General features: G+C 62.3%; 14 protein-coding genes. 3 read left to right on the forward strand and 11 right to left on the reverse strand.

Annotation, left to right across the window (positions count from 1 at the left end; translation table 11 throughout):
• Window positions 1–679 precede the first annotated feature (679 nt).
• The 8 genes from fliM to rplK form a co-directional block, all read right to left on the reverse strand.
• Entirely contained in the window at window positions 680–1,789 is a 1,110-nt protein-coding gene (fliM, locus tag GE027_RS17740; RefSeq protein ID WP_153558562.1) for a flagellar motor switch protein FliM, read from the reverse strand.
• 11 nt (window positions 1,790–1,800) lie between these two features.
• The gene (locus GE027_RS17745) at window positions 1,801–3,072 is read right to left on the reverse strand and encodes a glutamate-5-semialdehyde dehydrogenase (protein WP_153558563.1); all 1,272 of its coding nucleotides are present in this window, start codon (window positions 3,070–3,072) and stop codon (window positions 1,801–1,803) included.
• A 356-nt stretch (window positions 3,073–3,428) separates the two neighbouring features.
• Complete coding sequence (rpoC, locus tag GE027_RS17750; protein ID WP_153558564.1) at window positions 3,429–7,832, reverse strand: DNA-directed RNA polymerase subunit beta'; 4,404 nt, start codon at window positions 7,830–7,832, stop codon at window positions 3,429–3,431.
• Window positions 7,833–7,961: 129 nt separating this feature from the next.
• The gene (gene rpoB / locus GE027_RS17755) at window positions 7,962–11,684 is read right to left on the reverse strand and encodes a DNA-directed RNA polymerase subunit beta (protein ID WP_153558565.1); all 3,723 of its coding nucleotides are present in this window, start codon (window positions 11,682–11,684) and stop codon (window positions 7,962–7,964) included.
• A 460-nt stretch (window positions 11,685–12,144) separates the two neighbouring features.
• A complete protein-coding gene (gene rplL, locus GE027_RS17760; RefSeq protein ID WP_153558566.1) occupies window positions 12,145–12,558 on the reverse strand; it encodes a 50S ribosomal protein L7/L12 in 414 nt (137 codons plus the stop codon).
• Window positions 12,559–12,664: 106 nt separating this feature from the next.
• Window positions 12,665–13,195 carry a 50S ribosomal protein L10 gene (rplJ, locus tag GE027_RS17765; protein WP_153558567.1) on the reverse strand — a complete coding sequence of 177 codons (531 nt, stop codon included), beginning with the start codon at window positions 13,193–13,195 and terminating at the stop codon, window positions 12,665–12,667.
• Between the two features lie 70 nt (window positions 13,196–13,265).
• A complete protein-coding gene (rplA, locus tag GE027_RS17770) occupies window positions 13,266–13,943 on the reverse strand; it encodes a 50S ribosomal protein L1 (RefSeq protein WP_153558568.1) in 678 nt (225 codons plus the stop codon).
• A 127-nt stretch (window positions 13,944–14,070) separates the two neighbouring features.
• The gene (gene rplK / locus GE027_RS17775; RefSeq protein WP_153558569.1) at window positions 14,071–14,496 is read right to left on the reverse strand and encodes a 50S ribosomal protein L11; all 426 of its coding nucleotides are present in this window, start codon (window positions 14,494–14,496) and stop codon (window positions 14,071–14,073) included.
• A 724-nt stretch (window positions 14,497–15,220) separates the two neighbouring features.
• On the opposite strand from rplK, the gene GE027_RS17780 reads away from it, so the two are divergent.
• Window positions 15,221–16,684: an NfeD family protein gene (locus tag GE027_RS17780; protein WP_153558570.1), complete on the forward strand. Its 1,464-nt coding sequence runs from the start codon at window positions 15,221–15,223 to the stop codon at window positions 16,682–16,684.
• A gap of 71 nt (window positions 16,685–16,755) precedes the next feature.
• Here GE027_RS17780 and trpC read toward each other — a convergent pair whose 3' ends face one another.
• From trpC to GE027_RS17795, 3 genes are all read right to left on the reverse strand, one after another.
• Window positions 16,756–17,547: an indole-3-glycerol phosphate synthase TrpC gene (gene trpC / locus GE027_RS17785; protein WP_153558571.1), complete on the reverse strand. Its 792-nt coding sequence runs from the start codon at window positions 17,545–17,547 to the stop codon at window positions 16,756–16,758.
• Window positions 17,548–17,586: 39 nt separating this feature from the next.
• A complete protein-coding gene (gene purH, locus GE027_RS17790; protein WP_261344064.1) occupies window positions 17,587–19,158 on the reverse strand; it encodes a bifunctional phosphoribosylaminoimidazolecarboxamide formyltransferase/IMP cyclohydrolase in 1,572 nt (523 codons plus the stop codon).
• Window positions 19,159–19,312: 154 nt separating this feature from the next.
• Window positions 19,313–22,057 (reverse strand): hypothetical protein, encoded by a 2,745-nt coding sequence (locus GE027_RS17795; RefSeq protein ID WP_162006788.1) that lies wholly within the window; start codon window positions 22,055–22,057, stop codon window positions 19,313–19,315.
• Between the two features lie 259 nt (window positions 22,058–22,316).
• Between GE027_RS17795 and pilM the strand changes: the two genes are divergently transcribed.
• Both pilM and GE027_RS23135 read left to right on the forward strand, forming a co-directional pair.
• Entirely contained in the window at window positions 22,317–24,551 is a 2,235-nt protein-coding gene (pilM, locus tag GE027_RS17800) for a type IV pilus assembly protein PilM (RefSeq protein WP_153558574.1), read from the forward strand.
• Window positions 24,544–26,658, forward strand: coding sequence for a hypothetical protein (locus tag GE027_RS23135; RefSeq protein WP_202617456.1), 2,115 nt, complete (start codon window positions 24,544–24,546; stop codon window positions 26,656–26,658). The genes pilM and GE027_RS23135 overlap by 8 nt, the downstream gene beginning before the upstream one ends.
• Window positions 26,659–26,765 lie beyond the last annotated feature (107 nt).

Here is a 26,765-nt window from a genome sequence, read left to right on the forward strand (position 1 = left end):
CTGTTGGAACCTTGTGGGCTGCGGCCGGATCGATCGGGAGGAGACCCGAGGCTCGCGCCTACGGCTGATTGGGTTACCGCCGCCGCTAGCCCGAAGGGCGACACGGAATGCACAGTTGCGGTGCCGCCCCTCCGGGGCTTTTGTTTGTTCGCCTTGCGCGGTCTGGCGGTTGGCACCGCCGGCAGGGGCTGTGCCGCCCTGCGGGCTGAGCCAGTGGCATAGGCTTCCAGCCTGTGGTGTTAAGGAGCCTCGCTGGGTGTTGGAACCGGCTGGGCTGCGGCCGGATCGATCGGGATGAGACCAGAGGCTCGCGCCTACGGCTAATTGGGTTACCGCCGCCGCTAGCCCGAAGGGCGACACAGCCCCTGCCGGGGACGTGAGTCCCCGGTTGCCGGACCCCCCAAAGAATCTCAAGCCTCGGAGGGGTGACACAGAATGCACAGTTGCGGTGCCGCCCCTCCGGGGCTTTTGTTTGTTCGCCTTGCGCGGCCTGGCGGTTGACACCGCCGGCAGGGGCTGTGCCGCCCTGGGGGCTGAGACACTGTTGTTCACAGGCTGGAAGCCTATGCCACTGCTGTTCACAGGCTGGAAGCCTATGCCACTGTTGTTCACAGGCTGGAAGCCTATGCCACTGTTGTTCACAGGCTGGAAGCCTATGCCACTGCTATGGACAGCGGCGCTAATTTGCGGGTTCGGCCACCGGCGGCGGGGCTTCGGGTTCGATGTGTGATTCGATCCTTACCGCCTTCTTGCCTCGATGGGCTCCGGGGCGGACCGTAAACTTAGGCACCGACTGCACGGCCAGCTCCAGCGGCGAATGCGCGTCCTTTTCGGTGGTGATCACGTCGCCCACCGATAGGTCCAATAGATCTCCGGTGCGAATGCGTGATTCGGCCAGCGTCACGACGACGTCCACCGAGGCTTCGTCGATGAACTGCGAAACCCGCTGACGCGACTCGGGGTCGGGACGGTGCTGGGTGTAGCCGACCCAGCCGTTATTGGAAAGCTGGGAATTGAATCGTTCGATGGTATTAAACGGGATGCACAGGTTCATCATCCCGCGGTTGCGGCCCAGCGTCACTTCCAAACCGATCAGGATGATCACTTCGTTCGGTGGCACAATCTGGACCAATTGCGGATTGCTCTCCACCCGCGGAACCGTAATGTCCAGCTCGACGATGTTGCGCCAGATATCCTTGATTTCGGAATTGAACGCCGTGACCAAACGGCCGATCAACCGGTTTTCGATCTCGGTCAGCGGACGACGAAGATTGTCGACCGGGTGCGGGTCGCCACCGAGCATGCGGTCGACGATGGCGTAGGACAACGAGGGCGAGATGTCCAGGATCCAGTGCCCCTCGAGCGGTTCAGGCTTGAGCACATTGAAGCAGCTGGGATTGTCCAGGCTGAACACGAACTCGCTGTACGTCAATTGATCAACGCTGATCAGTTTGACTTCCAGCATCGTCCGCAGCATCCCGGAGACGACCGCCCCGAAGCTGCGTGCAAGACCCTCGTGCAACGAGCGCATGGCTCGCATCTGTTCTTTGCCGACGCGTTCGGGACGCTTGAAGTCGTAATTGACCGCCCGCAGTCCGTTGTCGGCAACCGAGGCGGGGCCGGAGGACGGTGGGGAACCGCCGACGCTTGCCCCGTCAGGCCCGTCGGCCGCGCCGGGATCGGCACCGGACGGCGGAGCATCGGGGCGCGGGGGCGTCCCGCTGCTGTTTTCCATCTGTTTCAGCAGGTTGTCGACCTGACTTTCGCTCAGTGATTCTTCGCCAGACATTCCGTTGTCCATTAAGTGCGAATATGGCCGTCCCCGTGGACAATGTATTTGTAGGTGGTCAATTCACGCAGGCCACAAGGTCCACGAGCGTGAAATTTGTCGGTCGAGATCCCGATCTCGGCGCCCAGCCCGAACTGGCTGCCGTCGTTGAACCGCGTGCTGGCGTTGACCATCACCGCGGCGCTGTCGACCATCGCGGTGAACTGCTGGGCCGCCCGCACGTCGCTGGTGACAATCGCGTCGGTGTGATGTGAACCGTAGCGGTTGATGTGGTCGGCGGCGGTGGCCAGGTCGTCGACCACGACGACGCTGATTACCGGACCGAGGTATTCGGTCGACAGATCCTGCTCGGTAGCTTCCGCCATGCCCACGATCTGGCGACTGCGCGGACAACCGCGCATTTCGACGCCTCGCTGCTGGAAGACTTCGGCCATCTTCGGCAGGAAGGTTTCGGCGGCCTTTTCGTGGACCAGCAGGGATTCACAGGCGTTGCAGACACCCATCCGTTGGCACTTGGCGTTCTCGGCGATTTTAACGGCCATTTCGACGTCGGCCGTGGCATCGACGTAGACGTGGCAATTGCCGTCGAAGTGTTTGATGACCGGCATGGTGGCTTCGGCGGCCACCCGGCGGATCAGGCCTTCGCCACCGCGGGGAATCGTCACATCGATGGCGTCGTCCATCTTCAAGAAGTGTCCGACGGCTTCGCGGTCGGGCGTATCGACCAACTGGACCGCGGCGGCGGGAACGCCTTTTTCCTCGGCCACGCGTTGCAGGACTTCGACGATTGCGGCGCTGCTGTGGGCGGCTTCTTTGCCGCCGCGCAGGATCACCGCGTTACCGCTTTTGACGCAGATCGCCGCGGCGTCGGCGGTCACATTGGGCCGGCTCTCGTAGATAAAGAACACGACGCCAAGGGGCACGCGAACCTTTTGCAGCTTCAAGCCGCCCGGACGCGTCTGGCCTTCGATGACTTCGCCGCCGGGATCCGGCAGAGCGGCAACCTCGCGCAGGCCTTGGGCGATCCCGCCGATCCGGGCTTCATCGAGGACCAGTCGATCGACCTGGGCGTCGGACAGCCCGTACTCGGGGGCGGCCGCCACATCCTTGGCATTGGCTGCCAAGATCTCTGGCGTAGCCGCCAACAGGGCCTCGGCGGATGCTAACAGCCAAGCGTTTTTGACCTGAGCGTCGAGCATGCCCAATTGCCGAGACGCGCGACGAGCGGCATCGGCGATGTGGCGGCAGTGTTCAGCAAGGTTGGTAACGTCGGCCGTAGCCATCTAGGGCTCCTGAAGCGAGGAAAGTTAGACAAAATGCAACGCATTGATTGTCAACAATGCTCGCCGGAAGGTCAACGTCGCTTTACCTCTAAGCACGTCGGCAGGCGTTTTTCGGCAAAACCCTGCTACAAAACACCCTCTCGCGCGGCGGGAGGGCCGCGCTCTTAGGCCCAGGAAGGGAACCCAGGTTCAGCGTGATACCACAACGTGGGGGAAGTCACCATAACAGCCCTCCCCGCTCGTTCCTCGCGACCCTCCCAGAGGGAGGGTGATACCCAAGTAACCGCTGCGACATGCTTAGAGCAGCCAGAACCTTAAGTCTGGCCGCTTAAAAAAACCGTTGCTGGTTACCCGGGTTACTCCTGGCTACCGGAACTGTCCGATCCGGTCGAGCCGCTGGAGCCACCGCCGAACATGCTGTCCAGAGCTTCGTTGCTCGGGGCCGGTTCGCTGCTGGCTGGCGGCGGCTGGATTTCCGCAGCGGGTTCGCTTTCGGGCTCGCTCGGAACGTTGTCGGCTTCGGCCAGCAAGGGGAACGATTCCTCCAGGCTCTGCGCCGATTCGTCGGCCAGCTCTTCCAGGGCTTCGCGTCGGTAGTTGACCTCGGCGTCCTGGAAGATCCGGAAACCCGTCCCAGCCGGGATCAGGTGTCCCAGGATGACGTTTTCCTTCAGGCCCACCAAGCGGTCGACTTTGCCCGCCAACGCGGCTTCGGTCAGCACCTTGGTCGTTTCCTGGAACGACGCCGCACTGATGAAGCTGTTCGACTGGACGGCGGCCTTGGTGATGCCCAGCAACTGGGTACTGGCGGTCGCCGGACGCGGTTTCTTGCCTTTGCAGGGCGTGCCACCGGCGGCTTCGATTTCGGCGTTGGTCTGTTCGATCGCTTCTTTGGGAACGATCTGACCTTCGACGTATTCGCTGTCGCCGGGGCTGGCGATTTTCAAGCAGTCCGACAGGGCCTGGTTGGCGCGACGGAATTCGAACTTGTCCATCACCAAGCCTTCCAACAGGTTGGTGTCGCCGGAGGATTCGATTTTTACTTTCCGCAACATCCGGGCGATGATCACTTCGCAGTGCTTGTCGTTGATGTCCACACGCTGCGAGCGATACACCTGCTGGATTTCGTGCAGCAGGTACTGCTGGACGGCTTCCTCGCCGGAGACCCGGAGAATGTCATGCGGGACCAGCGGTCCATCGACCAGGGCCTGGCCGGCTTTGACGATGTCGCCGCTGTGCACCAGGAAGCGTTTACCGTGGGGCACCAGGTGTTCGCGTTCGATTCCGGATTCGCTGCGGACGATGATCGAGCGTTTGCCACGTTTCTTTTCGCCCAGGATCTCGACCGTCCCGTCGACTTCGGCGATCACCGCCGGGTCCTTGGGCTTACGAGCTTCGAAGATCTCGGTAATTCGCGGCAGACCACCGGTGATGTCGCTGACGCCGCCGGATTCACGCGGCATTTCGGCCAGGACCGTACCGGCCTTGATCATCGCGCCCTCTTCGACGCTGATCAACGCACGTTCGGGCAAGTACTGGACGTCCAGAGGTTTGCCTTCGGCGTCTTCGATCACGATTTGCGGGTGCAATTCACCCTTGTGGTCGGTGATCAAGATACGCGTTTTACCGCTGGATTCGCGTTCCATCCGCATCGTTTCGCCTTCGACGACGTCTTCGAAGCGGACCTTACCTTCCAGCTCGGTCATGATCGGGATCGAGTAGGGGTTCCATTCGCACAGGACCGCACCCTCTTTGACCTTGTCGCCCTCTTCGACCATTAACGTCGATCCGGTGGGCACGTCGTAGGTTTCGATTTCGCGACCGCGATCGTCGACCAGGGCGATGGCCCCGTTCCGCGTCAGCACGATGTTCTTGCCTTCGTCGTTGCGGATCGCTCGCATGCGGATCAGGCGGACTTCGCCACTGGTCTTACATTTGATGTCCGACTCTTCGACCTGCTTGCTCACACTACCGCCGATGTGGAAGGTCCGCATCGTCAGCTGGGTGCCGGGTTCACCGATCGACTGGGCGGCGATGATTCCCACCGCCATGCCTTCTTCGACCAGGTCGCCGGTCGACAGGTCCATGCCGTAGCAGCGACGGCACACACCCAGCGGGGCGTCGCAGGTCATCGGGCTGCGGACCTGGGTTTTCTCCAGACCCATTTCTTCGATCTTGCGGGCGACTTCGGGGGTGATCAGGCCGCTGTCTTCGACGATCAATTCGTCGGTGATCGGGTTGACGATGTTCTGCCGGCTGATGCGACCGTTGATCGATTCGGCCAAGCGGACTTCGACCTTTTCACCGCGATAGATCACGCCCTTGTTGATGCCCTGCGTGGTGCCGCAGTCATCCATCGTGATCACCACGTTTTGGGCGACGTCGGCCAGTTTACGGGTCAGGTAACCCGAGTCGGCGGTCTTCAACGCCGTATCGGCCAGACCTTTTCGAGCACCGTGGGTACTGGAGAAATACTCCAGCACCGACAGGCCTTCACGGAAGTTCGCCTTGATCGGCGTTTCGATGATCTCGCCCGACGGTTTGGCCATCAGGCCACGCATCCCGCCCAGCTGGCGGATTTGTTCGATACCACCACGAGCACCGGAGTGGGCCATCAGGTACACCGGGTTCATGTACCAGCCGCCCTCGCGGACGTCGTGTTCCATGGCCGCCATCATGTCGGTCGTGATCGCTTCACGAGCGTGGGTCCAGGTGTCGAGGACCTGGTTGTAACGTTCGGGGCCGGTGATCACACCGCGGTCGTACAACTTCTTGTACTTCATCACCGTCTTCTCGGCTTCGCCGATGAACTTGGCTTTGGTATCTGGGGTGACCAGGTCGTCGGTCGCGAACGACAGACCACTGCGGGTCGATTCGCGGAAGCCCAACTGCATCATGTCGTCGAGCAGGTCGATCGTGGCACGGCGGCCCAGTCGCTGGTAGCAGTCACTGATCACCTTGGCCAAGTCACCCGAACGCATCGGGTAATTGTAGAAGTCCATCCCTTCGGGCAGCATCTGGTTAAAGCGGATGCGTCCGGCGGTGGTTTCGACCGTGATGCCGTAATCGTTGCGGCCTTCGTTGTTCTTCAGTTTCTGGTGCCGCGGCAGGCGGACCTTGATCTTGGCGTGCAGCCCGATCACCCCCTGGGCATAAGCCAGGTCGGCTTCGTCGGGCGTGGAGAAGGTCATGCCTTCGCCCTTGCGGTCGGGCATCGCGACGGTCGTGTAGTAACAACCCATCACCACGTCCTGCGACGGACTCATGATCGGTTTACCGTTGGACGGCGCGAACACGTTGTTGGTGCTGAGCATCAACGTGTGGGCTTCGACCTGGGCTTCGATCGACAGCGGCAGGTGGACGGCCATCTGGTCGCCGTCGAAGTCGGCGTTGAAGCCTTTGCAGACCAGCGGATGCAGGTGGATCGCGTTGCCTTCGACCAGGATCGGTTCAAAGGCCTGAATCCCCATGCGGTGCAGCGTGGGAGCACGGTTCAGCAGGACCGGATGGTTGGTGATGACCTGTTCCAGGATGTCCCAAACCTCTTCGTCCTTCCGCTCGAGCATCTTCTTGGCGGACTTGATCGTGTCGGCGTGGCCGAGTTCTTTCAGCCGCCGGATGATGAAGGGCTGGTACAGTTCCAGGGCGATCTTCTTGGGCAGGCCGCACTGGTGCAGTTTCAGCCGGGGACCCACGACGATCACGCTTCGAGCCGAGTAGTCGACGCGTTTGCCGAGCAGGTTTTCGCGGAACCGGCCCTGCTTGCCCTTGATCATGTCGGTCAAGGACTTCAGCGGCCGGTTGCTGCTGCCCAACACCGGGCGTTTGCAGCGGTTGTTGTCGAACAGGGCGTCGACCGACTGCTGCAACATCCGCTTCTCGTTGCGGATGATGACCTCCGGCGCGTTCAGGTCGACCAGCTTGCGCAACCGGTTGTTGCGGTTGATGATCCGGCGATACAGGTCGTTCAAATCGCTGGTCGCAAAGTTGCCGCTGTCCAGCAGGACCAACGGACGCAGGTCCGGCGGGATCACGGGGATCACATCCAGGACCATCCATTCGGGACGGTTATCGCTGTCGCGGATCGATTCGACGATCTTCAGGCGATTGATGTAGTCCTTTTTCTTCTGCTTGCTGCCGGTTTCGGTCAGGTCGACGCGGAGCTGTTCGGACAACTGGACCAGATCCAGTTTGTTCAGCAATTTCCGCACCGCCTCGGCGCCCATGTCGGCTTCGAAGGCGCCGTCGCCGTACTGCTGGCGGGCCGCGCGGTACTCTTCTTCGGTCAGCAGTTGCTGGGGTTCCAGGTCGGTGGTACCGGGATCGATGACCACGTAGTCCTGGAAGTAGATCACTTTTTCCAGCGAGCTGGTTTTCATGGCCAACAGGTTGCCCAAGCGGCTGGGCATGGCTTTGAAGAACCAGATGTGCACGACCGGCGCGGCCAGATCGATGTGGCCCATGCGTTTGCGACGCACGCGGCTGTGGGTGACTTTGACGCCACAGCGGTCGCAGATCATGCCCTTGTACTTCATGCCCCGGTACTTGCCGCAGGCGCATTCCCAGTCCTTTTCAGGTCCGAAAATTCGCTCGCAGAACAGGCCGTCCTTTTCGGGACGGTAGGTCCGGTAATTAATCGTCTCGGGCTTCTTCACCTCGCCGAACGACCAGCTCTTGATGTCCTGAGGACGGGCCAAGCTGATGCGGACCGAAGCATAGTCATTGATACGTTCGTAGGTGCCGGATTCGCCGTTGGACATTCAGGAGACTCCTTTGGGGTACGCCCGCAGGCGTGGTGGTGGATTCGCGATGGAGTGTTGTGGGGTGGCAAACCTGACCGGCTCCGCCGCGGAGCCGTGTCAGGGGTTTCGGAGGAAACGCTGTCGAACCTAGATCGGTCGCTTTTCCAGTTGCATATTCAAGGCCAAACCACGGATTTCGTTGGTCAACACGTCGAAGCTGGCGGGCGTGCCGGCTTCCAGCGTGTTCTCGCCCTTGACCATCGATTCGTAGATCTTGGTGCGGCCTTCGACATCGTCGCTCTTGACCGTCAGCAATTCCTGCAGGATGTAAGCGGCACCGTAGGCTTCGAGCGCCCACACTTCCATCTCGCCGAAGCGTTGGCCGCCGAAGCGGGCCTTGCCGCCGAGCGGTTGTTGGGTGATCAACGAGTAGGGTCCGGTGCTGCGAGCGTGGACTTTGTCGTCGACCAAGTGGTGCAGCTTCAGCATGTAGATGTAGCCGACCGTCGTCTCCTGCTCCATCGGTTCGCCGGTGCGTCCATCGAGCAACCGGACTTTGCCGTGTCGGGGCAAACCAGCCTCTTCCAAACACTGGTTGATGTCTTCTTCACTGGCTCCGTCGAACACGGGGGTGATCGCTTGGAAACCCAGTTTGGCCCCGGCCCAGCCGAGGTGGGTTTCCAGAATCTGCCCCACATTCATACGGCTGGGAACGCCCAGCGGATTCAGCATGATCTGCAGCGGTGTGCCATCGGGCAGGAAGGGCATGTCTTCGGCCGGCAAGATCTTGCCGATCACACCCTTGTTCCCGTGACGGCCGGCCATCTTGTCGCCGACGCTGATCACGCGGCGGTTGGCGATGTACACCTTGACCATCTGCAGGACGCCGCTGCGAAGCTCGTCGCCACGCTTCATGCTGTTCAGTTTGCGGTCCCGATCGTCGATGGCGGTTTCGACGTTGGGCCACTGCTGCTTGTAGACCTTCTCGACTTCCTTGCGAGCGTCTTCCTTTTTGACCTGATCGAGGATGCGGTCGATCTGGAAGTTGACCGCCTGTTCGGCGATGAACTTGGGATCCTGGCCATCGGACAGCGGGTTGCCTTCGACGTCCTTCAGCTTGGTGCTGCCGGCGGCTTCAAGATCGTTGATCAAGCTGGTGAAGGTGCTGGCGATTTCTGCGTTGCCTTCGCTCTCGACGTCCTTGAGTTCTTTCTCAAAGGCCTTCCGCTCGTCTTCGGTCAGGCTCATTCGCCGCGAGAACTTCTGGGTATCGATCACGATCCCTTCGATGCCCGAGGGCACCTCCAGCGAGTCGTTCTTCACGTCCTCACCGGCGCGACCGAAGATCGCGTGCAACAGCTTCTCTTCCGGTGTCAGTTCGGTCTTGCTCTTGGGGCTGACCTTGCCGACCAGCACGTCCCCGGGACGCACGTAGGTACCGACTTGGACGATGCCCGAATCGTCCAGGTTCCGCAGCGCCTTTTCGGAGACATTGGGGATGTCGCGGGTGAATTCCTCGCGGCCCAGTTTGGTTTCACGAATCTCCACGTCGAAGTCTTCGATGTGGATCGACGTGTAGGTATCGTTCTTGACCAATTCCTCGGACAGGATGATCGCGTCTTCGTAGTTGTATCCGTCGAACGACATAAATCCGACCAGGACGTTGCGTCCCAGGGCCAGTTCGCCGTTGCGGGTCGCTGCACCGTCGGCGATGATCTGGCCCTTTTCGACCTTGTCACCGACGTTGACGATGGGCTTTTGGTTCAAGCAGGTTCGCTCGTTCAGGCCTTGGTACTTTTTCAGGTCGTAGTGATCGCTGCCGATTTCGATGCGTTTGGCATCGGCGTAGGTAACCTTGCCGGCGCGGCGGGCTCGCACGACCATCGCGCTGTTCTTGGCGACCTGGCGTTCCATTCCGGTGCCCACGATCGGCGGCTCGGCAACCAACAGCGGCACGGCTTGCCGCTGCATGTTCGAACCCATCAAAGCGCGGTTGGCGTCGTCGTGCTCGAGGAACGGGATCAACCCGGCCGAAACCCCGACCATCTGGGCCGGAGCGACGTCCATGTAACCGACCTGTTCGGGCTGGACGATCACAAAGTCGCTGCGGAACCGAGCGATCATGTTCGGTCCCGGGACCAAGGCTCCGTCTTTAACCTCGGCGTCGGCCGGAGCCACGTAGGATTCGTTTTCCTCGTCGGCACGCAGCCACACGACCTCTTCGGTGACCTTGCCCTCGTTGATCTTGCGGTAGGGCGTGACCAGGAAGCCGTAATCGTCGACGCCGGCGTAGATCGCCAGCGAACTGATCAGACCGATGTTCGTACCTTCCGGCGTTTCAATCGGGCAGATACGTCCGTAGTGCGAAATGTGCACGTCGCGGACTTCGAACCCGGCACGTTTTCGGTTCAAACCGCCCGGGCCCAGGGCCGAAAGACGTCGCTCGTGGGTCAACTGCGACAGCGGGTTCGTCTGGTCGACGACCTGGGACAGTTCGCCGCGACCGAAGAAATAATCGATCGCCGCCGAAACGCTTTTGGGATTGATCAGGGCCCGCGGCGTCATGTCGTCGACGTCCTTCAGGCTCATCCGTTCCTGGACCGTGCGGCGCAGTTTCAGAAAGCCCTTGCGGAGCTCTTCGCTGGCCAATTCGTCGATCGTGCGCAGACGGCGGTTGCCCAGGTGGTCGATGTCGTCGATCTCGGCACCCGAATCCGGATCGAACAGATCCAGCAGGTACTTGATCGCGGAGATCATGTCCTCGTGCCGCAGGGTCATCACGTCTTCGCTGACGTCGGCCCCGAGTTTCCGGTTCAGGCGAAAGCGTCCGACCTTGCCCAGCCGGTAACGGTTCTCGTCGTAGAACTTTTCGTTGAACAGGATGCGGGCTTTTTCCAGCTGGGGCGGGTTGCCCGGACGCAGACGCTGGTAGATCCGCAGCAGCGCTTCTTCGTGGCTGCTGGTGTTGTCTTCGGCCAGGGTGTTGAAGATCAACGGGACCTTGGGACCGGCCATGGTTTCGATTTCGGTCACGCCCGAGGTGCAGATCGTCTCGGCAACGCTCTTGGTGATCTTGTGGCCGGCTTCGATGATGATCTCGCCCGCTCGGTCGCTGCTGGACGGATAGATCACGTCATCGACCGCGACGTGGCCTTCGATCTTGGCGGCGCTGCGGCCATCGCTGATCTTCTGGACGCCCGTTTCGTAGAAGGCTCGCAGCAGATCGGCATCGGTCGACAGGCTGGGGTCCATCGCCCGCAGCAGCGTGGTGGCCGCGAACTTGCCGCTCTGGTCGATACGGACGGTCAGGGAGTCTTTCTTGGTGACGTTGACTTCGATCCAACTGCCGCGTTCGGGGATCACGCGGCAACTGGGCAGCTTGCGGTCGCTGGTACCTTCCTGCTCGAGCACAAAGTCCACGCCGGGGCTGCGGTGCAGCTGGGAAACGACGACGCGTTCCGCCCCGTTAATGATGAACTCGCCGCCGCCCATCATGATCGGCAGATCGCCCAGGTAGACCTCTTCGTCGACCGGTTCGTCGCGAACCAGTCGCAGCCAGACACGCAGGGGGCGGCCGTAGGTCAGCCGCAACTGGCGGCATTCCTGCGGCGTATAGCGCGGCTTGCCCAGTTCGTAGCGGAGGTATTCGAGGTTGATATTGCCGTCGTAGCTGCTGATCGGGAAGATCTCCCGCAGCACCCCTTCCATGCCCTTGTCTTCCCGGGCCGTGGGAGCGGCGTCTTCCTGCAAGAAATGCGAATAGCTGACCGTTTGCAGAGCGGTCAGATCGGGCAGCTCAAAACCCCGTTGGTCGGAACCAAAATGACGAACGGTAGTGGGTTCTAGACGACGATGAGACGTAGTAGCCATTCGCGAGAACGCTCCTTGTAGGCCTGTTGCGGGAAACCCCACGGCGTGGGGAAACGCTGGAGACTGCCAGCGCGCAGAATGCCCTCATCCACCAGTCTGCAAAACTGGCCGCAGGGCCGCTCAAGTGCACAGGTACCGGGTGCATCAAGAGGATAGTGGGGGGCAAGAGAGGACGACGGTCGGAAGCTCAACACAGATTTATATCAAAAAACCCCGAGACCAGTAACCCCGGCCTCGGGTATTTGGCGCAAGTTGTGCTGTGCAGCGGTTAAACCGCCCCAACCGCCGTGCTGGAGCAATTCAAGGCACCGTTAGACGCATCCTGCGGTTAACGGGGGTTCTGGATCGAGGCCGTCGGGGCACCCCGCCAGCGAACCACTGCGGCGCGGCCAGGGCGCGTCGCAGTGCTGTCGCCAGGGACACCTGGATCGGGGTTACCGCGGTTCGATCCGGGGCGAACTTATTTGAGTTCGACCGTACCGCCAGCTTCTTCGATCTCGGCTTTGATCTTGTCGGCGTCTTCTTTGGAAGCGCCTTCTTTGAGCGTTGCCGGAGCCGATTCGACCATTTTCTTGGCTTCCATCAGCGAAGCGCCGGTCAGGTTCTTGACGACCTTGACGACGTTGAGTTTCTTGTCGCCGAAGCCGGTCAGAACGACGTCGAATTCGGTCTGTTCGGCAGCCGCTTCGCCGCCACCGTCTCCGCCGGCCGCTTGCATGACCACGCCACCACCGGAAGCCGGCTCGATGCCGTGCTCTTCCTTGAGGTAGTCGCTCAGTTCTTTGGCCTGCTTCAGCGTCATCTCGGCGATCTTGTCGCCCAGCTCTTTGGTTTCGGCGCTAAATTCCGCCACTGCGGTTGCTTCTTCAGACATCTTCGTGTCCCTCTATTAAATACAGGTTAAAGCCACGGATCGCGGCAACGTTTCGGTGATCCAACCAGGTCGACCCCATCGTCGTCTGGTTCCGTTGGTTCTGCTGCTAGGCGTCGCTCGCCTTTTCTTCGATTTGCTTGACCTGGCTGGCCAATTGTTTCGCAGGACCCAGCAGAGCCCCAGACAGGTTCGCCCCGGGTGCCAGGATCTGGCCCACGAGTATCGAGATCTGTTCTTCGCGGCTGGGCCATTTGCTGACGGCCTTCAGCCCCTCGGCGTCCAGTGCTTCGCCATCCATGGCCCCGCCCTGCGCCTTGAACAGGTCGTACTTTTCCGAATCCTTGTCCAAGGCCACAATCGTTTTGACCAGGGAGACGAAATCGGTGCCTCCCCAGCACACCGCGACCGGACCACTGACGCCCTCGAACGCCGGGGCCAGTTTGGTCCCCTCTGACGCTCGTCGAGCCAGTGAATTCTTTACCACCATCATCTGGACATCTTTTTCCGCCAGCTCGTGCCGCAGTTCCACGGTCGTGTTGGCGTCCATTCCGACGGTACTGACCACGACCGCATCCTCGACGCCTTCGAGGCGTTTGCTGATGTCGCGAGTCACAAGGTTTTTAACGTATTTGCTCATCGTATTTCTCTTCTGGCCAGGGATTTACCCACGCACACACGCCGCCACGGAATCGTTCGCGAGCCGCTGCTTAGATTGCTACCCGCACGCTGGGGCTCATCGTGCCACAGATCGCGACGCCGCGAACGTAAGCGCCCTTGACCGTCTGGGGCTTGAGCCCCAGGACGAAATCGACAAAGGCCTGAATGTTTTCTTCCAGCTGCTTGGGGTCGAAGCTCATCTTGCCGACCATGGCGTGCACGTTGCCGCCTTTGTCGTTGCGGAACTCGACTTTACCAGCCTTGTACTCCGACACCACTTTGCCGACGTCCGGCGTTACGGTGCCGGCTCGAGGGCTGGGCATCAGGCCGCGGGGACCCAGGACGCGTCCCAGCGGACCAACCAAGCCCATCATGTCCGGAGCGGCGATGCAGACATCAAAGTCCGTCCAGCCGTCTTTGATTTTCTTGGCCAAGTCTTCCTGGCCGACCTCGTCGGCGCCGGCTTCTTCGGCCGCGGTGGCCGCGTCGCCACGGGCGAACACGACGACTCGCTGCTGCTTGCCGATGCCGTGCGGCAGGACAACGCTGCCGCGGATGATCTGGTCGGCTTGGTTCGGGTCGACGCCGAGTCGCATGTGGACTTCGACGGTCTGGTCGAACTTCGGTTTGTCGAAGGACTGCAGCGACTGGACCGCATCGCTCAGTGGCTGCGGTTCACTCGGCTGCTTGGCCATCGCGGCCCGCTGTCGCTTGGACGGCTTTCCCATAGCTTGCTTATTTCCTGCATTAGGTGGTGACAGCGAAGGCGCAGCCGCTGGGGGCTTCGGCCTTCTCCCACAACTCGCGGCCCGAAAACGTATCGGACCGAATGATTGAACGCTTTAAAACGAACGCCTAACCTTCGACGTCGATTCCCATGCTCCGCGCCGTGCCTTCGATCATGCGGACGGCATGGTCGACATCGCGAGCGTTCAGGTCCTTGATCTTCTTCTCGGCGATCTCGACGCACTGGGCGCGAGATACCTGAGCGACCTTGTCCTTGTTGGGAACTCCGGAGCCCTTGGCAATTCCGGCGGCCTGCTTCAGCAAAGACGCAGCAGGAGGGCTCTTGGTGACGAATTCGAACGAGCGGTCGTTGTAGACCGTCACGATCACGGGGATCGGAGTCCCGTTGTATTCTTTGGTTGCGTCGTTGAATTGTTGGACGAATTGGCCCAGGTTGACGCCGAATTTACCCAGCGAGGTGCCGACCGGGGGCGCCGGAGTCGCCTGCCCGCCGGGGACCTGGAACTTTGCTTGTCCGGTTACTTGTTTTGCCATCGAATAAACTCATTCATCTTCGCTGCGGTCGATAACGATGCCGCTCGGCGGGGTCACTCGACCAACCACCGGCTTCACCTCCCGCACACGAAAGGATTTTAATAAGCGGCAGATTGTAGTGAGTTACCCGAAGGATGGAAGGCGGGTTTGGGCACCTTTTAAATTTTTTTGAAAAGATAAGCAGCGGAATCGGCTTGCCAGCCTGTGAAGAATCGCCGCTCGTCCAACTCGTACCTCCTGCTCCTGCTCCTGCTCCTGCTCCTGCTCCTGCTCCTGCTCCTGCTCGTACTCGTACTCGTACTCGTACTCGTGCTCGTACTCGTGCTCGTGCTCGTGCTCGTGCTCGTGCTCGTGCTCGGAAATCCGCCGCTACCACCGCGTGCCTTCCAGTCCACCGTCGTTCGAGTACGAGTACCGCTGCGCTGAGTACGAGTACCGCTGCGCTGAGGTACGAGTCGGATGGCAAGTCCCGCTGCGGGGAATACCATCGCCCCAGCGGTGGGCTTTCGGGGTAGAATGCGGAGGGAACCGGTATGCGGTTTGCCCCCTTGCCGCCGAGCGGTCCCGTCCTTTGTCGGTTTGCTCCCGCCACTGGTCACGCCAAGGCTGTCTTTGTCTTCCCTTGCCGTTTTCATTGCCCATGACAAGTGCTCCTCTGCTCGCTGTTCCTCGTTGGGCTGTGGTCCCTCGTCGGATTCTGAACGCTTGCTTGCTAGCAACGGTCATGCTTTCATCGGGGTTCGCCCAGCAGGTCGATCCCCAAGACCCAGCGGACGACGCGGACCGGCCAGGGGGGCGAGCCGTGATGATCGAGCTGGAGGGCGTGATCACGCCGCTCAGCGGGGCGATTTGGCAACGCAAATTCGAACAGGCCCAGCAGCAAAACGTCGATACGATCATCCTTCGCATCGACAGCCCCGGCGGCTACCTGAGCACCACGCTGGAGTTGGTCGATATGCTGCAGCGAGCCGACGAGGTGCGGACGGTCGCCTATATCGATCAGGAAGCGATCAGCGGGGCTGCCCTGACGGCCTTGGCCGCGGACGAGATTTTTTTGGCTGCCGACGCCCGTTTCGGGGATGCGGGCTTGATCGTCGAAGGCGATGACTCGGCGTTTCGCTATGCCGACGCCAAGGCCCGCAGCATCTTGGTCGCCCAAGTGCGAACGATCGCCGAGACCGCGGGCCGCCCGCCAGCCCTGGCCGAGGCGATGGTCGACAAGGATTCGGTGGTCTTCGAAGCCACTCACAAAGAGGACGGCCGCCGGGCGTTTTTTACCGAAGATGAATGGGTGTCGCGGAAGGATGCCGATCAGTGGAACCGTGGCAAACCGGTTTTTGAAAGCAAGAAAAACCGCTTTTTGACGCTCAGCGGACGCCGCGCCGCAGAACTCGGGCTGGCCAATGGCAATGCGGCCAGCCCCCGTGAGTTGGCCGAGGCGATCGGCGTGCAGTACCCGGTGGAAAAAATGGAAACGGGCGTCCTGGATACCACGGTCGTGATCCTGAACAACCCGCTGGTGACCGGGTTGTTGCTGATCGTGGGCTTGGGAGCGTTGCTGTTTGAGTTGAGCGCCCCGGGGATCAGCATCGGCGGCATCCTGTCGACCCTGTGCTTTGGCGCATTCTTCTGGAGCCGGTTCTTGGGTGGCACGGCCGGGTGGTTGGAGGTGCTGCTGTTTCTGTTGGGATTGGCGTTCATCGCGATGGAGATCTTCGTGATCCCCGGCTTTGGGATCGCCGGGATCAGCGGGATCGGGATGTTGGTCGTGTCGCTGGTGATGGCTTCGCGGCACGTGTTGGTTCCGGAGAGCGCCCGCGACCTGGAGCAGTTGGGCGTCAGCGTCGTGACGGTGCTGGCGGCGATGGCCGTGTGTGCGGTTCTGCTGCTGGCCTTCATGAGCTTTTCGCAGAACCTGCCCGGGCCGCTGGGCCGGATTGCGCTGGAGCCGCCGACGGCCGAGGAGCTGAGCTTTGCGCCGGCGGCGGCGGTCCCGCAAGAACCGGGCTGGGCCAAGATCCAGGAGGGCGACCTGGGCCGGACGCTCTCGGCGCTGCGGCCTTCGGGCAAGGCTCAGTTCGGCGAAGATCCGGTGGACGTCGTCACCGAGGGCGACTTCGTCGATCCCGACCAACCGATCCGGGTGGTCAAGCGATCCGGCACCCGAGTCGTCGTCAGGCCGGTGTGAGAAAGTAGCTCGGCTGTCCCTGCCGAGGACGCGTTGGTCACGGCCGAGACGGTCGTGCTGCTTTGACAGCACTAGGCCACGGGCACGCCGACCAGTTTTTCGGTGGCGGCGGCGATGTCTCTCTGGCGCATCAGCGATTCGCCGACCAGGATGGCTTTGACACCGGCCGCGCCCAGCAGTTGGACATCATCCCGGTTGCGGATCCCGCTTTCTCCGACCAATAGGCGATCCTTGGGAATCCGTTTTCGCAGCCGCACCGTGTGCTCGAGGTCCGTCTCGAAAGTCCGCAGGTTGCGATTGTTGACGCCCACGATGCGGCAGCCGGTCGAGAGCACCGCCGGCAGATTTTGGTCGTCGTACAGTTCGATCAGGGTCGACATACCCAGCCGCCGGGCCAGGGCGTGCAGTTCGCCGAGCGGTTCTTCCTCCAGGCACTCGGCGATCAGCAGCACCGCGTCGGCGCCGGCCGCCCGCGCTTCGTACACTTGGTACGGGTCGATGATGAAGTCTTTGCGCAGGACCGGCAACGCGACTTCCTCGCGGGCGTCCCGCAGGTACTGAAGATGCCCTTGAAAGAACGGTTTGTCCGTCAACACGCTCAGGCAAGCCGCTCCGGCTTCGGCGTAGGCGCGGGCGATCTGGCGGGGATCGAAGTCCTGGCGGATCAGTCCGGCCGAGGGGCTGGCCTTTTTGACTTCGGCGATCAGCTGGACGTGGTCACCGGCGGCCAGGGCGGCGTGGAAGTCGCGGGGATCGGCCGCCCGGGCGGCCTGACGCTGGACGTCCTCCAGGGACACCGCAGCCCGAGCACGTTGGACGGTTTGCCGGGTTTGCGCGACGATTTTTTCCAGGATGTCAGACATGGGCGAGCGATCCTCCGGACGGCGAGCGTCGACGCAGCACTAGTGGCGGAAGTGACGGCGACCGGTCATCACCATCGGGATGCCGTGCTTGTCGCAGGTCTCGATCACTTCGGCATCGCGGCGCGAACCGCCCGGTTGGATGATGGCGACGATCCCGGCATCGGCGGCCGCTTCGATCGAATCGGGGAAGGGAAAGAACGCGTCGGAGGCCAGCACGCTGCCTTCGACGCGGTCACCAGCTTTTTCGATCGAAATGTCGACGCTGTCGACGCGGCTCATCTGCCCGGCACCCACGCCGATCAGGGCCGTGTCCTTGCCCAGCACAATCGCGTTGCTCTTGACGTGCCGCACCATTTCCCAAGCAAACGAGATGTCGTCCCACAGTTCGTCGTCGACCTGGGTTTCGGTCACGGTCTTCCACTGCAGCGAAGCCGAGGGCAGGCGGTCGGCGTCTTGGACCAGCAGGCCGCCGGAGATAAATCGTCGTTCCAGCGGGTTGTCCAGATCGTCCAGCCGACCGACTTGCATCAGTCGCACGTTCTCACGCCATTTGGGCTTGGTCGTCAGCAGGCCTACGGCGGCGGCTTCGAAGTCTGGGGCCACGATCGCTTCGATGAACAGGCCGGGGGCGCACAGGGCTTCGGCCGTTTCGACGTCGACCGTGCGGTTGAACCCCAGCACGCTGCCAAAGGCGCTCAACGGGTCGCCTTCCATGGCCTTGCGGCAGGCGCGTGAAAGCCGGTCGGCGGTGGCCGCTCCGCAGGGATTATTGTGTTTGATGACCGCCGCGGCCGGCTGGGAGAACGAACGCACGATGCCCAGGGCCGAGTCCAGATCCAGCAGGTTGTTGTAGGACAGCTCTTTGCCGTTCAACTGGCGGGCGGCGATCAGGTTGGCCGTGCGGACGTTGGGTTCGGCGTACACGGCCGCCTTCTGATGCGGGTTTTCGCCGTACCGCAGCATCGTCTTGCGGCGGAAGTTGACGGTCATGGTCGAAGGGAACTCGCCAGCCACGGTTTCGCCATCGTGGTAATCGGCGATCGCCCGGTCGTAGTCGGCCGTGTGGCGGAACGCTTCCCCGGCCAAGCGTCGGCGCAGCTCCGGCGAGGTGCCGCCCTGGGTCTGCAGTTGGTCCAGGATCTCGTGGTACTGCTCCGGCGAGGTGGCCACGGCGACGTGTTGTTGGTTTTTGGCCGCCGCGCGGACCAGCGACGGACCCCCGATATCGATCTGTTCGATCGCTTCTTCGCGCGAGACACCCGGACGAGCCACCGTTTCCATAAACGGATACAGGTTAACGACCACCAGATCGATCGGTTCGATGTCGTGTTGGTCGATCGCCTCGAGGTGTTCGTCGCGGTCCCGCCGGGCCAGGATCCCGCCGAAAATTTTGGGGTGCAGCGTTTTGACGCGGCCGTCGAGCATTTCCGGGAAACCGGTGTATTCAGCGACGTCGTCGACCGGGATGTCGCACTCCAGCAGGTGCTGGCGGGTTCCGCCGGTGCTGAAGATGCGGACGCCCGCGCGGTGCAGGCCGCCAGCCAAGTCGGCCAAACCCATCTTGTCGCTAACGCTGATCAGGGCATTTCGAATTGGAACGGCGTCGGACACGGTGTTCATCCGGTTCAGGTGACAGGAAGTCGCCGCGGGCCTTGGGGATGCTGCGGACGGGGCCTGCGGAGAGTGTATTGCCGCGACCAACCAGCGGCCGCGACGACAGGTTCATTGGTGTAAAGGCAACGTAGGCCCTGGTCAACGGGCCTAGCTAGAAGCGGACCCGCAGTTGCAGCGATTCGAAGCCGCCGAGCACGATTTTTACGGCATCTTCCTCACATTCGAACCGGTGCTCCTCGCCCTCCCGCCAGGCCGCCTGGGGGTTGCGGTAGCAGTGCAGCCGCGTCTTGGTCGGTTTGCCCCGGGTCTCGATCACCAACAACACCATCTCCAGGGCTCCGTCGACCCGCTCACAGCGGGCCTCCGTGATGATGACGTTGCGGGCATCCAGCTGCAGCAGCCAGCCGGCGGGAACCGGCAGGGGGGATCCGGCCGCCGCGACGACCTCGGGCGGGGCAAGCAGGCTCCGCGCGACGGCGACCGGCGATTTGACGTCAAAGCCGTAGCGCAGCCGAAACGTCCGGTCCTGCTGGCCCGCGACGGCCACAATCGTGTCCAGCATCCGGCTGCCGCAAACGCGGTGCGCGGGGCGGCCGTCGGCGACGACCAGTGTCTGCCGGTCCGCTTCGTCGATCAGCACACCCAGCGGTGCGTTCAGCCGCCGGCCGGCGACGCGATGCACCTTGTCCCGCAGCAGAACCTTGGTGCGGGCCGCCTCGGAAGCCACCGCCGAGCGTCCGGCGATATAGTTCTGCCACGGTTCCGGACCCAGCGTCGTGCCGCGGGCCAAATCCACTTCGCCGTCGATCTCCAGCCACCGCGAACCGGCCTCGATCCGGTAGCGGATCCGGTAGCTGCCGACCGCCGCGTCGCCCCGCAACAGCCGGCCTTCGCAGCTGATCTCGCCGCGCGTCGCGTCGCTGTGGGTAATGGCAATCTTGTCGGCTTGCATCACGCTGTAGCGTGGCTGCCGGCCCGCCTCGAAATGGCACAGTTGCCACGAGAAGCGGTTGCCTCGAACCGGACCGCTGTGCACCGAGCCGATCGATCCGTCATCGGCGACCACCACATCGAGGAACTCGTTGGCCAGGGACTGTCCCTCGGCACGTCGAGGCGGTTTGCGAAACCAACCCTGCCGGGCCGGCGCGCTGCCGGGCTGGCAGGTTGCAAAGCCAAAGGCTGGCACGTCCAGAAACGCCACGCTCTGCCCGTCGGCCGTCTGGTAGCCGGCAAAAACGTGCTGGGCCTGTTTGGCCGGCGGCGGATGTCCCGCGACCTGGGCCGCCACACGCAAGGGGACCGGGTGGGGGTTGAGGACCGTCGGCGCCGCGGCGTCCGGTTGCGAAGAGGCGGCCGACTGGGAAGACGCCGCCGCGTAGAGGGCATCGGCCAAACGCTGGGCCGCCGGCGAACCCGCCGCGCCGGTTTCCGTAGCCGCGTCCCTTGCGGCCGACCTTTCACCGGCTGGGGGGGGCGGTGTCGCGTCGCCCGAAACCAACTCGGCCAGCGCGCCGAAGACGCCATCGCGTTCGCGGCGCAGTTGCTCGCGGAAATCGTCCGCCACGCGGCTCAGCGGATCGACGACGCCGTCGCGAACCTGGGATTCCAGCCAGCTGCCATCGGCGGCCAGGGCGTCGCTCTGAAAGCTGTGGTAGGGTTTTTCGCCTTCGGTGAAGTAGCCGCCGAGGGTCCAGAATTTGCCCAGGGCCAGGCCCCACCCGGCGGCTCGGCGGAGGTCGTCAAAGGAGCGGCAGGATCGGCCCGGCCAATGCACCAACAGGGCCGTGGCCACGTCGCCGGCATCGACCGCCCCGCCGAGGGTCGCGCCGAGTTTCAGGAATTCGGCATCGTCGGCCGCATCGATCGGCTTGGCCACCAAGGCTTCCATCTCGGTCGAACCGGCCTGCCACAACAGTTTGTGCTCGTCCCGGTAGCCCGAACCGGCAGCAAAATTGATGGGGATGGTGCCGGTGTAGCCCAAACTGGCCAGCCAGGGGGCGAGGTCCGCCGGGATGCCCCCGCTGTAGCTGGCGAAGGCGTCGGGCATGCGGCCAAACAGATCGGTGAAGCGCTGCTTCGCGTCGGCCAAGGTGCGGCCGATCTGTGCCACGCTCAGGTGGTCCAGGCATCCGCCGGAGTCGGGGGCGCCGCCGGCCAACCCCAGGGTTCCCGCCTGGAAACGTTCTCGAATCGTCTGCAGCCGCTGCGGATGTTCTTCGGCCAGCCGTTCGACGATCGCCGCATCCAGCAGGAGGTTGCTGGGGTGCGGGTCGGCCAGGGTTTTCTCCAGCCCGCGGCCCAGCGTGGTCGCGGCCAGCAGGGTCAGGTCCACCAGATGGGGGTCGGAGGAGAAGTAGTGGTCGCGTTCTTCGCTCAGCAGGTCGAAGGCCTGGTGCAGCGAGTCGGCGGCGGCCGCACCGTCGCCGGCCACAAAGGCTTTGGCGGCGGCGACCAGGACGTCGCTGAAGTGCACTTCGTCCAGATTGCTGGTGTAGCGCAACTGGCGCGTCATCAGCTGGACCTGCAGAAAAACGTAGGCCAGGGCGAAGAAATCCTCGGGGGCGACCGGCCGGTGGCCTCCTTCGAGCGGGGAGGCGGGGAAATCGATCTCGTCCAGCGGCAACTGGTTCAGGAAGGCTTCGCGCGAGCCGCCGCGGAGGATCTGCACGCCCTGGTGCGACTGGTGGGTCTGAGCAAAATCGTGGGGCAACCGAGCTTCACTGATTTCCGGAACCCACAGCAACATGCCGTCGCGAGCGGCCGGGGGGACGTCTGCCCGGCACCAGGTAGGGATTTTTCCGCTCCTAGCGATCAGGGCCGGATGCCAGGGCGTGGTCCAGGCCGCCAGCAGGCCCTGGGCGTTACAACCGGAAAGGCTGGACGGAAAATCCTCCAAGGTATGGCAAGGAATAAGGACACAACACTCTTCGATATACGGCATGTCTGATTAAAATTTGACGGGAGGCAAGGGCCAGCGATACACTGAGGGTGCGTGGCGACGGGCGAAAGACGCTCATCTAGACTTCTCTTCAGACCGCCCTGCCTCGCACTTTTCCTCGCCCGTGGATTGCTAGGATGTGGTGGAAACGTTCTCCGCCGCTAGTTATACCAGCAGGGATCATCCCTCGAGCACCTCGCAGCATTCGAAAGCAGATATGGCGAAATCATCAAGCGTCTGGGGCATTGAAATCGGCCAGTCGGCGCTGAAAGCCCTGCGGTGTCATCTCGAAGGCGACAGTGTAGTCGCCGACGCGTTTGATTATATCGAGTATCCCAAGATTCTCAGCCAGCCGGAAGCCGACCCGGAGGAACTGATCCGCGAGGCGCTGGAAAAGTTTCTCGAGCGCAACGATTATTCCAAGGGCACACGCATCGTGATGAGTGTGCCGGGTTCGAGCGGGTTGGCGAAGTTCTTCAAACCGCCACCGGTCGAAGCCAAAAAGATCGCCGACATCGTGCGGTACGAGGCCAAGCAGCAGATTCCCTTCGATCTGGATGACGTGGTCTGGGATTACCAGATGATGCCCGGCAGCCTGATCGAGGACGGCTACGCCCTGGACAGCGAAGTGGGGCTGTTTGCGATGAAGCGCGAGCAGGCCTACCGGGCGCTCGAGCCGTTTGACGACGTCGGCTTGGAGGTCGATCTGATCCAGCTGACGCCGTTGTCGCTGTACAACATGCTGGCCTACGATCGCCTGCACGAGCGATTGGAGAACGACACCTTCGATCCGGACAATCCGCCCCCGTCGATGGTCCTGTTGTCGATCGGTACCGATTCGTCGGACCTGATCATCAGCAGTGGGTTTCGGATCTGGCAGCGCAGCATCCCGCTGGGCGGCAACCACTTCACGCGGCAGTTGACCAAAGAGCTGAAGCTGACGTTTGCCAAGGCCGAGCATCTCAAGCGGCACGCTCGCGAAGCCGAAGACCCGAAGCTGGTCTTTCAGACCATGCGGCCGGTGTTCAACGACCTGGTCACCGAGATCCAGCGGTCGATCGGCTTCTTCAAGAGCATCAACAAGAAGGCCGAGATTTCGGAGCTGTTGATCGGCGGCAACACGGTCAAGATGCCGGGCCTGGCGCAGTACTTGGGCAAGAATCTGGGCTACGAAGTCCACGCCCTGGATCGCTTCAGCCGGCTCGATGGCGACGAAGTGCTCTCGATCCCGACGTTCCGCGACAACGCTCCAACCTTTGCCGTTTGCTACGGGCTGGCCCTGCAGGGGTTGGGCCAGAGCGAAATTAAAACCAGTTTGGTGCCTCGGGAAATCGTCACCCAGCGGATGATCCGGGCCAAGAAACCCTGGGCGCTGGCCTGCGTGGCCGCCCTGCTGCTGGGCCTGGTGACGCATTTTATGTTCGTCAAGACCAGCTGGTCGCAAACCCATCCCGATGACTGGGGTGGCGCCACGTCGGCGGTCAGCAATACCAAGAGTTACAGCGATACGCAGAATCAGTTGTTCGATGGCTACAAGAGCAAACTGGTGTACCTGCAGTCGGTGGGCAACGAGGTTTCGGGCAACAGCGAACGACGTCTGCAGTGGATGGAGCTGATGTCCACCGTGGTGCAGATGCTGCCACGCGGCGATTATCCCGACGGCGTGCCGCCCAGTCCCAAGGAGGTCCCCTATGTGGATCGACCCGATGTCTACATCACCTCGCTCGATACGCGTTTCTACGAAGATCTGTCGCTGTGGTACAATGAACGGCGAAAGAAACGCTACATCGAAGAGCTGCTCAGCTGGAAGGACTTGACCGGAGGCGAGGTCCCGGCCGAATTGAACGAGGATCCCGGTCCGAGTGAGAAGGGTTGGGTCGTCGAAGTCAAAGGCTACCACTACTACAACAGCACGGCTCCGGAACGCCGCGGTTTCGAAGCCAGCAACCACCTGCGGCGGACCCTGTTGAACAACTTCCTGACCAAGTCGGTCAACCTGCCCGATGAGTCCGGCGTGATGCACAGCTTTACGATGGACGACATGGGGATCGCTTATCCGGTACTGGTTTCCGACGAAAAGCCGCGTGAAGTCTCGGTTCCCAACCCCGATTACGAGCCGCCACCGGCGGGCATGGGCGGTGCCGGCATGGGCCCTGAAGGAGCCATGGGGTACGGCGGCGAAATGGGAGGCTACGGCAGCGAAATGGGCATGGGGCCCGGGGGGCCGCGACCGCCGGTCGATCCCGATGATCCGGATGCTCCCGCGTTCGAACCGCGAACGCTGAAGGTCGTGCGGCAGGACTTTACCTTCCAGTTCGTCTGGAAGCCGATGTCGCTCAGTGAACGGCTGCAGAAGCAGAAAGAGGACGCCGAGAAGGCGGCCGAGGAAGCGGCCGAGCAGGAAATGATGAGCCAAGAAGTGGCGATGATTCCCAGAACCAACGGTGCATGAGAGTAAGATGGATCAATTAAAACAACAACTCGCCGTGGTTCAAAAACACGGATTCTGGATCGGCACCTTTCTGGTAACGGTCGTGGCCCTGGTGGTCTGGTACCTGGCCACCGGTACGCTGACCGCGGAATCGGAAAAGCAGATCAGCGAACTGAAGGCCGCTAACGCCTCGATGGATACGATCCGTTCGACGATCCATGAACACCCCAACAACCAGTCTCATGAGTTGGTCGAGCAACTGGTTGAAAGGGAAAATGAAGCGGTGCTCGATGCCTGGCAGAGCCAGTACGAACGCCAGCAGAATATCTTGGCCTGGCCCGAAGAGAGCCTGGACAAGGATTTCATCCGGCGCGTCAAGAATCTGCTGACCATCACCAAGACCGACAGCGGCGAGAACGTGGCCACGACGGCCGAAGAGGCCGCCCAGCCGGCGCCGGCCGGTAAACGCATCCCGGCGCCGATCGAGTCGGTATTCAGCGAGTTCCCCGTACCGCCGGAAAAGGAAATCGAAACCCGCTATCTGGAAGCCTACCGCGATTACATCGGCGATGTGATGCCCTCCAAAGCCGCTATCGTGGGCGCCGAATGGACCGCCGATTTCGATGCCGCCACCGCGATGGGCGGATCGATGGGGATGGGCTATGGCAGCGAGGGGATGGAGCCCGGTATGACCGACGAATCGGCCTATGGCGCGGCAGGACCCATGGGAATGGGCATGGGAATGGGCGGTTACGGGACCAGTAACTTCGGCATGGCTCCTAAACGAGGCCCCTTGGTCAAATGGAGCACCACCAGTCAGGAAGAAGTCCTGGCGGACCTCTTCCCCTGGCGCGGTTCCCGTCCCAGTACCCTGGATGTCCTGTACAGCCAAGAGAATCTTTGGGTGTTGACCCAGTTGCTGGAGATCGTCGCCGACGTTAACGGCAACATCACCCAGCCGTTTCAGGCAAAGATCCATGAGATCGAACGGATCAGCATCGGACGCAGCGCCCAGCGGGCCAATGGCGTCATCAGCCCCGTGACCGCCGGTACCGGAGCGGGCGGTGAAGGTGGAGCCATGGGCATGGAGGGTTATGGAATGGGCATGGGCATGGAAGGGATGGGAATGGACGGCATGGGCATGGAAGGCTCGGGCATGGGCATGGAAGGATCCGGTATGGGCATGGGCATGGAAGGTTCCGGCATGGGCATGGGCATGGGCATGGAAGGCTCTGGCATGGGCATGGGCATGGGCATGGGCATGGAGGGGCAACCCGGAATGACGTTCGATCCGTTGGCCGGCCGCTACGTGGATATCAATTACCAGCCCATCGAAGCCGACCGGGTTCGAGCGGCGATGGCGCCCGATAACGAAAGCCCCGAAGATGCGTTCCTGACGGTTGCCAAGCGGCTGCCCGTGTTGCTGCGAGTCAAGATGGACCAGCGAGAAATTCCCCAGCTGATCGCGGCCTGTGGAAACGCCGCCTTGATGGTCGAGGTCCGGCAGATCCGGATCAATCCCTCCACCGCCGGTGGTAGTGCCATGGGCATGGGCGGCTCGATGGGTATGGGCGGCTCGATGGGCATGGAACCGGGCGGCTCGAGCATGGGTATGGAATCCTCGATGGGGATGGAAATGGGAATGGGCGACGGCTACCAAACCGGGATGACGCCGACCCAGACCTTTCCCATGGACGTCTCGGTGGAGGTCTATGGTATTATCCAGATCTATAATCCGCCGGCGATGGAAAAATTAGGTGTCGACAAGGTGGACAGCACGACCGTGGTCGAAGGCCAGGCGATGGGCGACCAACCGGCCGTCGAACCCGCTCCGGCGACCCCTCAGGTCCAACCCGGACCCGATGCGGACGCCACGCCGCCTGCAACCGCCCCGGTCCAGCCCGTTCCGGGCGACTCCACAGCCCCCGCAACTGGACAACCCGTACCAGGGCAACCGGCACCAGGACAACCTGCACCGGGGCAACCAGCACCGGGGCAACCAGCACCGGGGCAACCTGCGGCTGGGCAACCGGCACCAGGACAACCTGCACCGGGGCAACCAGCACCTGGGCAACCGGCCGCTGGACAACCGGCCGCTGGCGCGGCTGCGCCAGCCGCCGGGTCGTAACAACCCCAGGACTTCGCGGCGCAGCGGCGGCCTGGTTTTGTCAAGGCCGCGGCGGTGTGCGAACGTCCGCCAGAGCAACTACCCCCTCACACCGTTTTCCACTCCAA

The organism is Roseimaritima sediminicola (assembly GCF_009618275.1).
Classification (GTDB): domain Bacteria; phylum Planctomycetota; class Planctomycetia; order Pirellulales; family Pirellulaceae; genus Roseimaritima; species Roseimaritima sediminicola.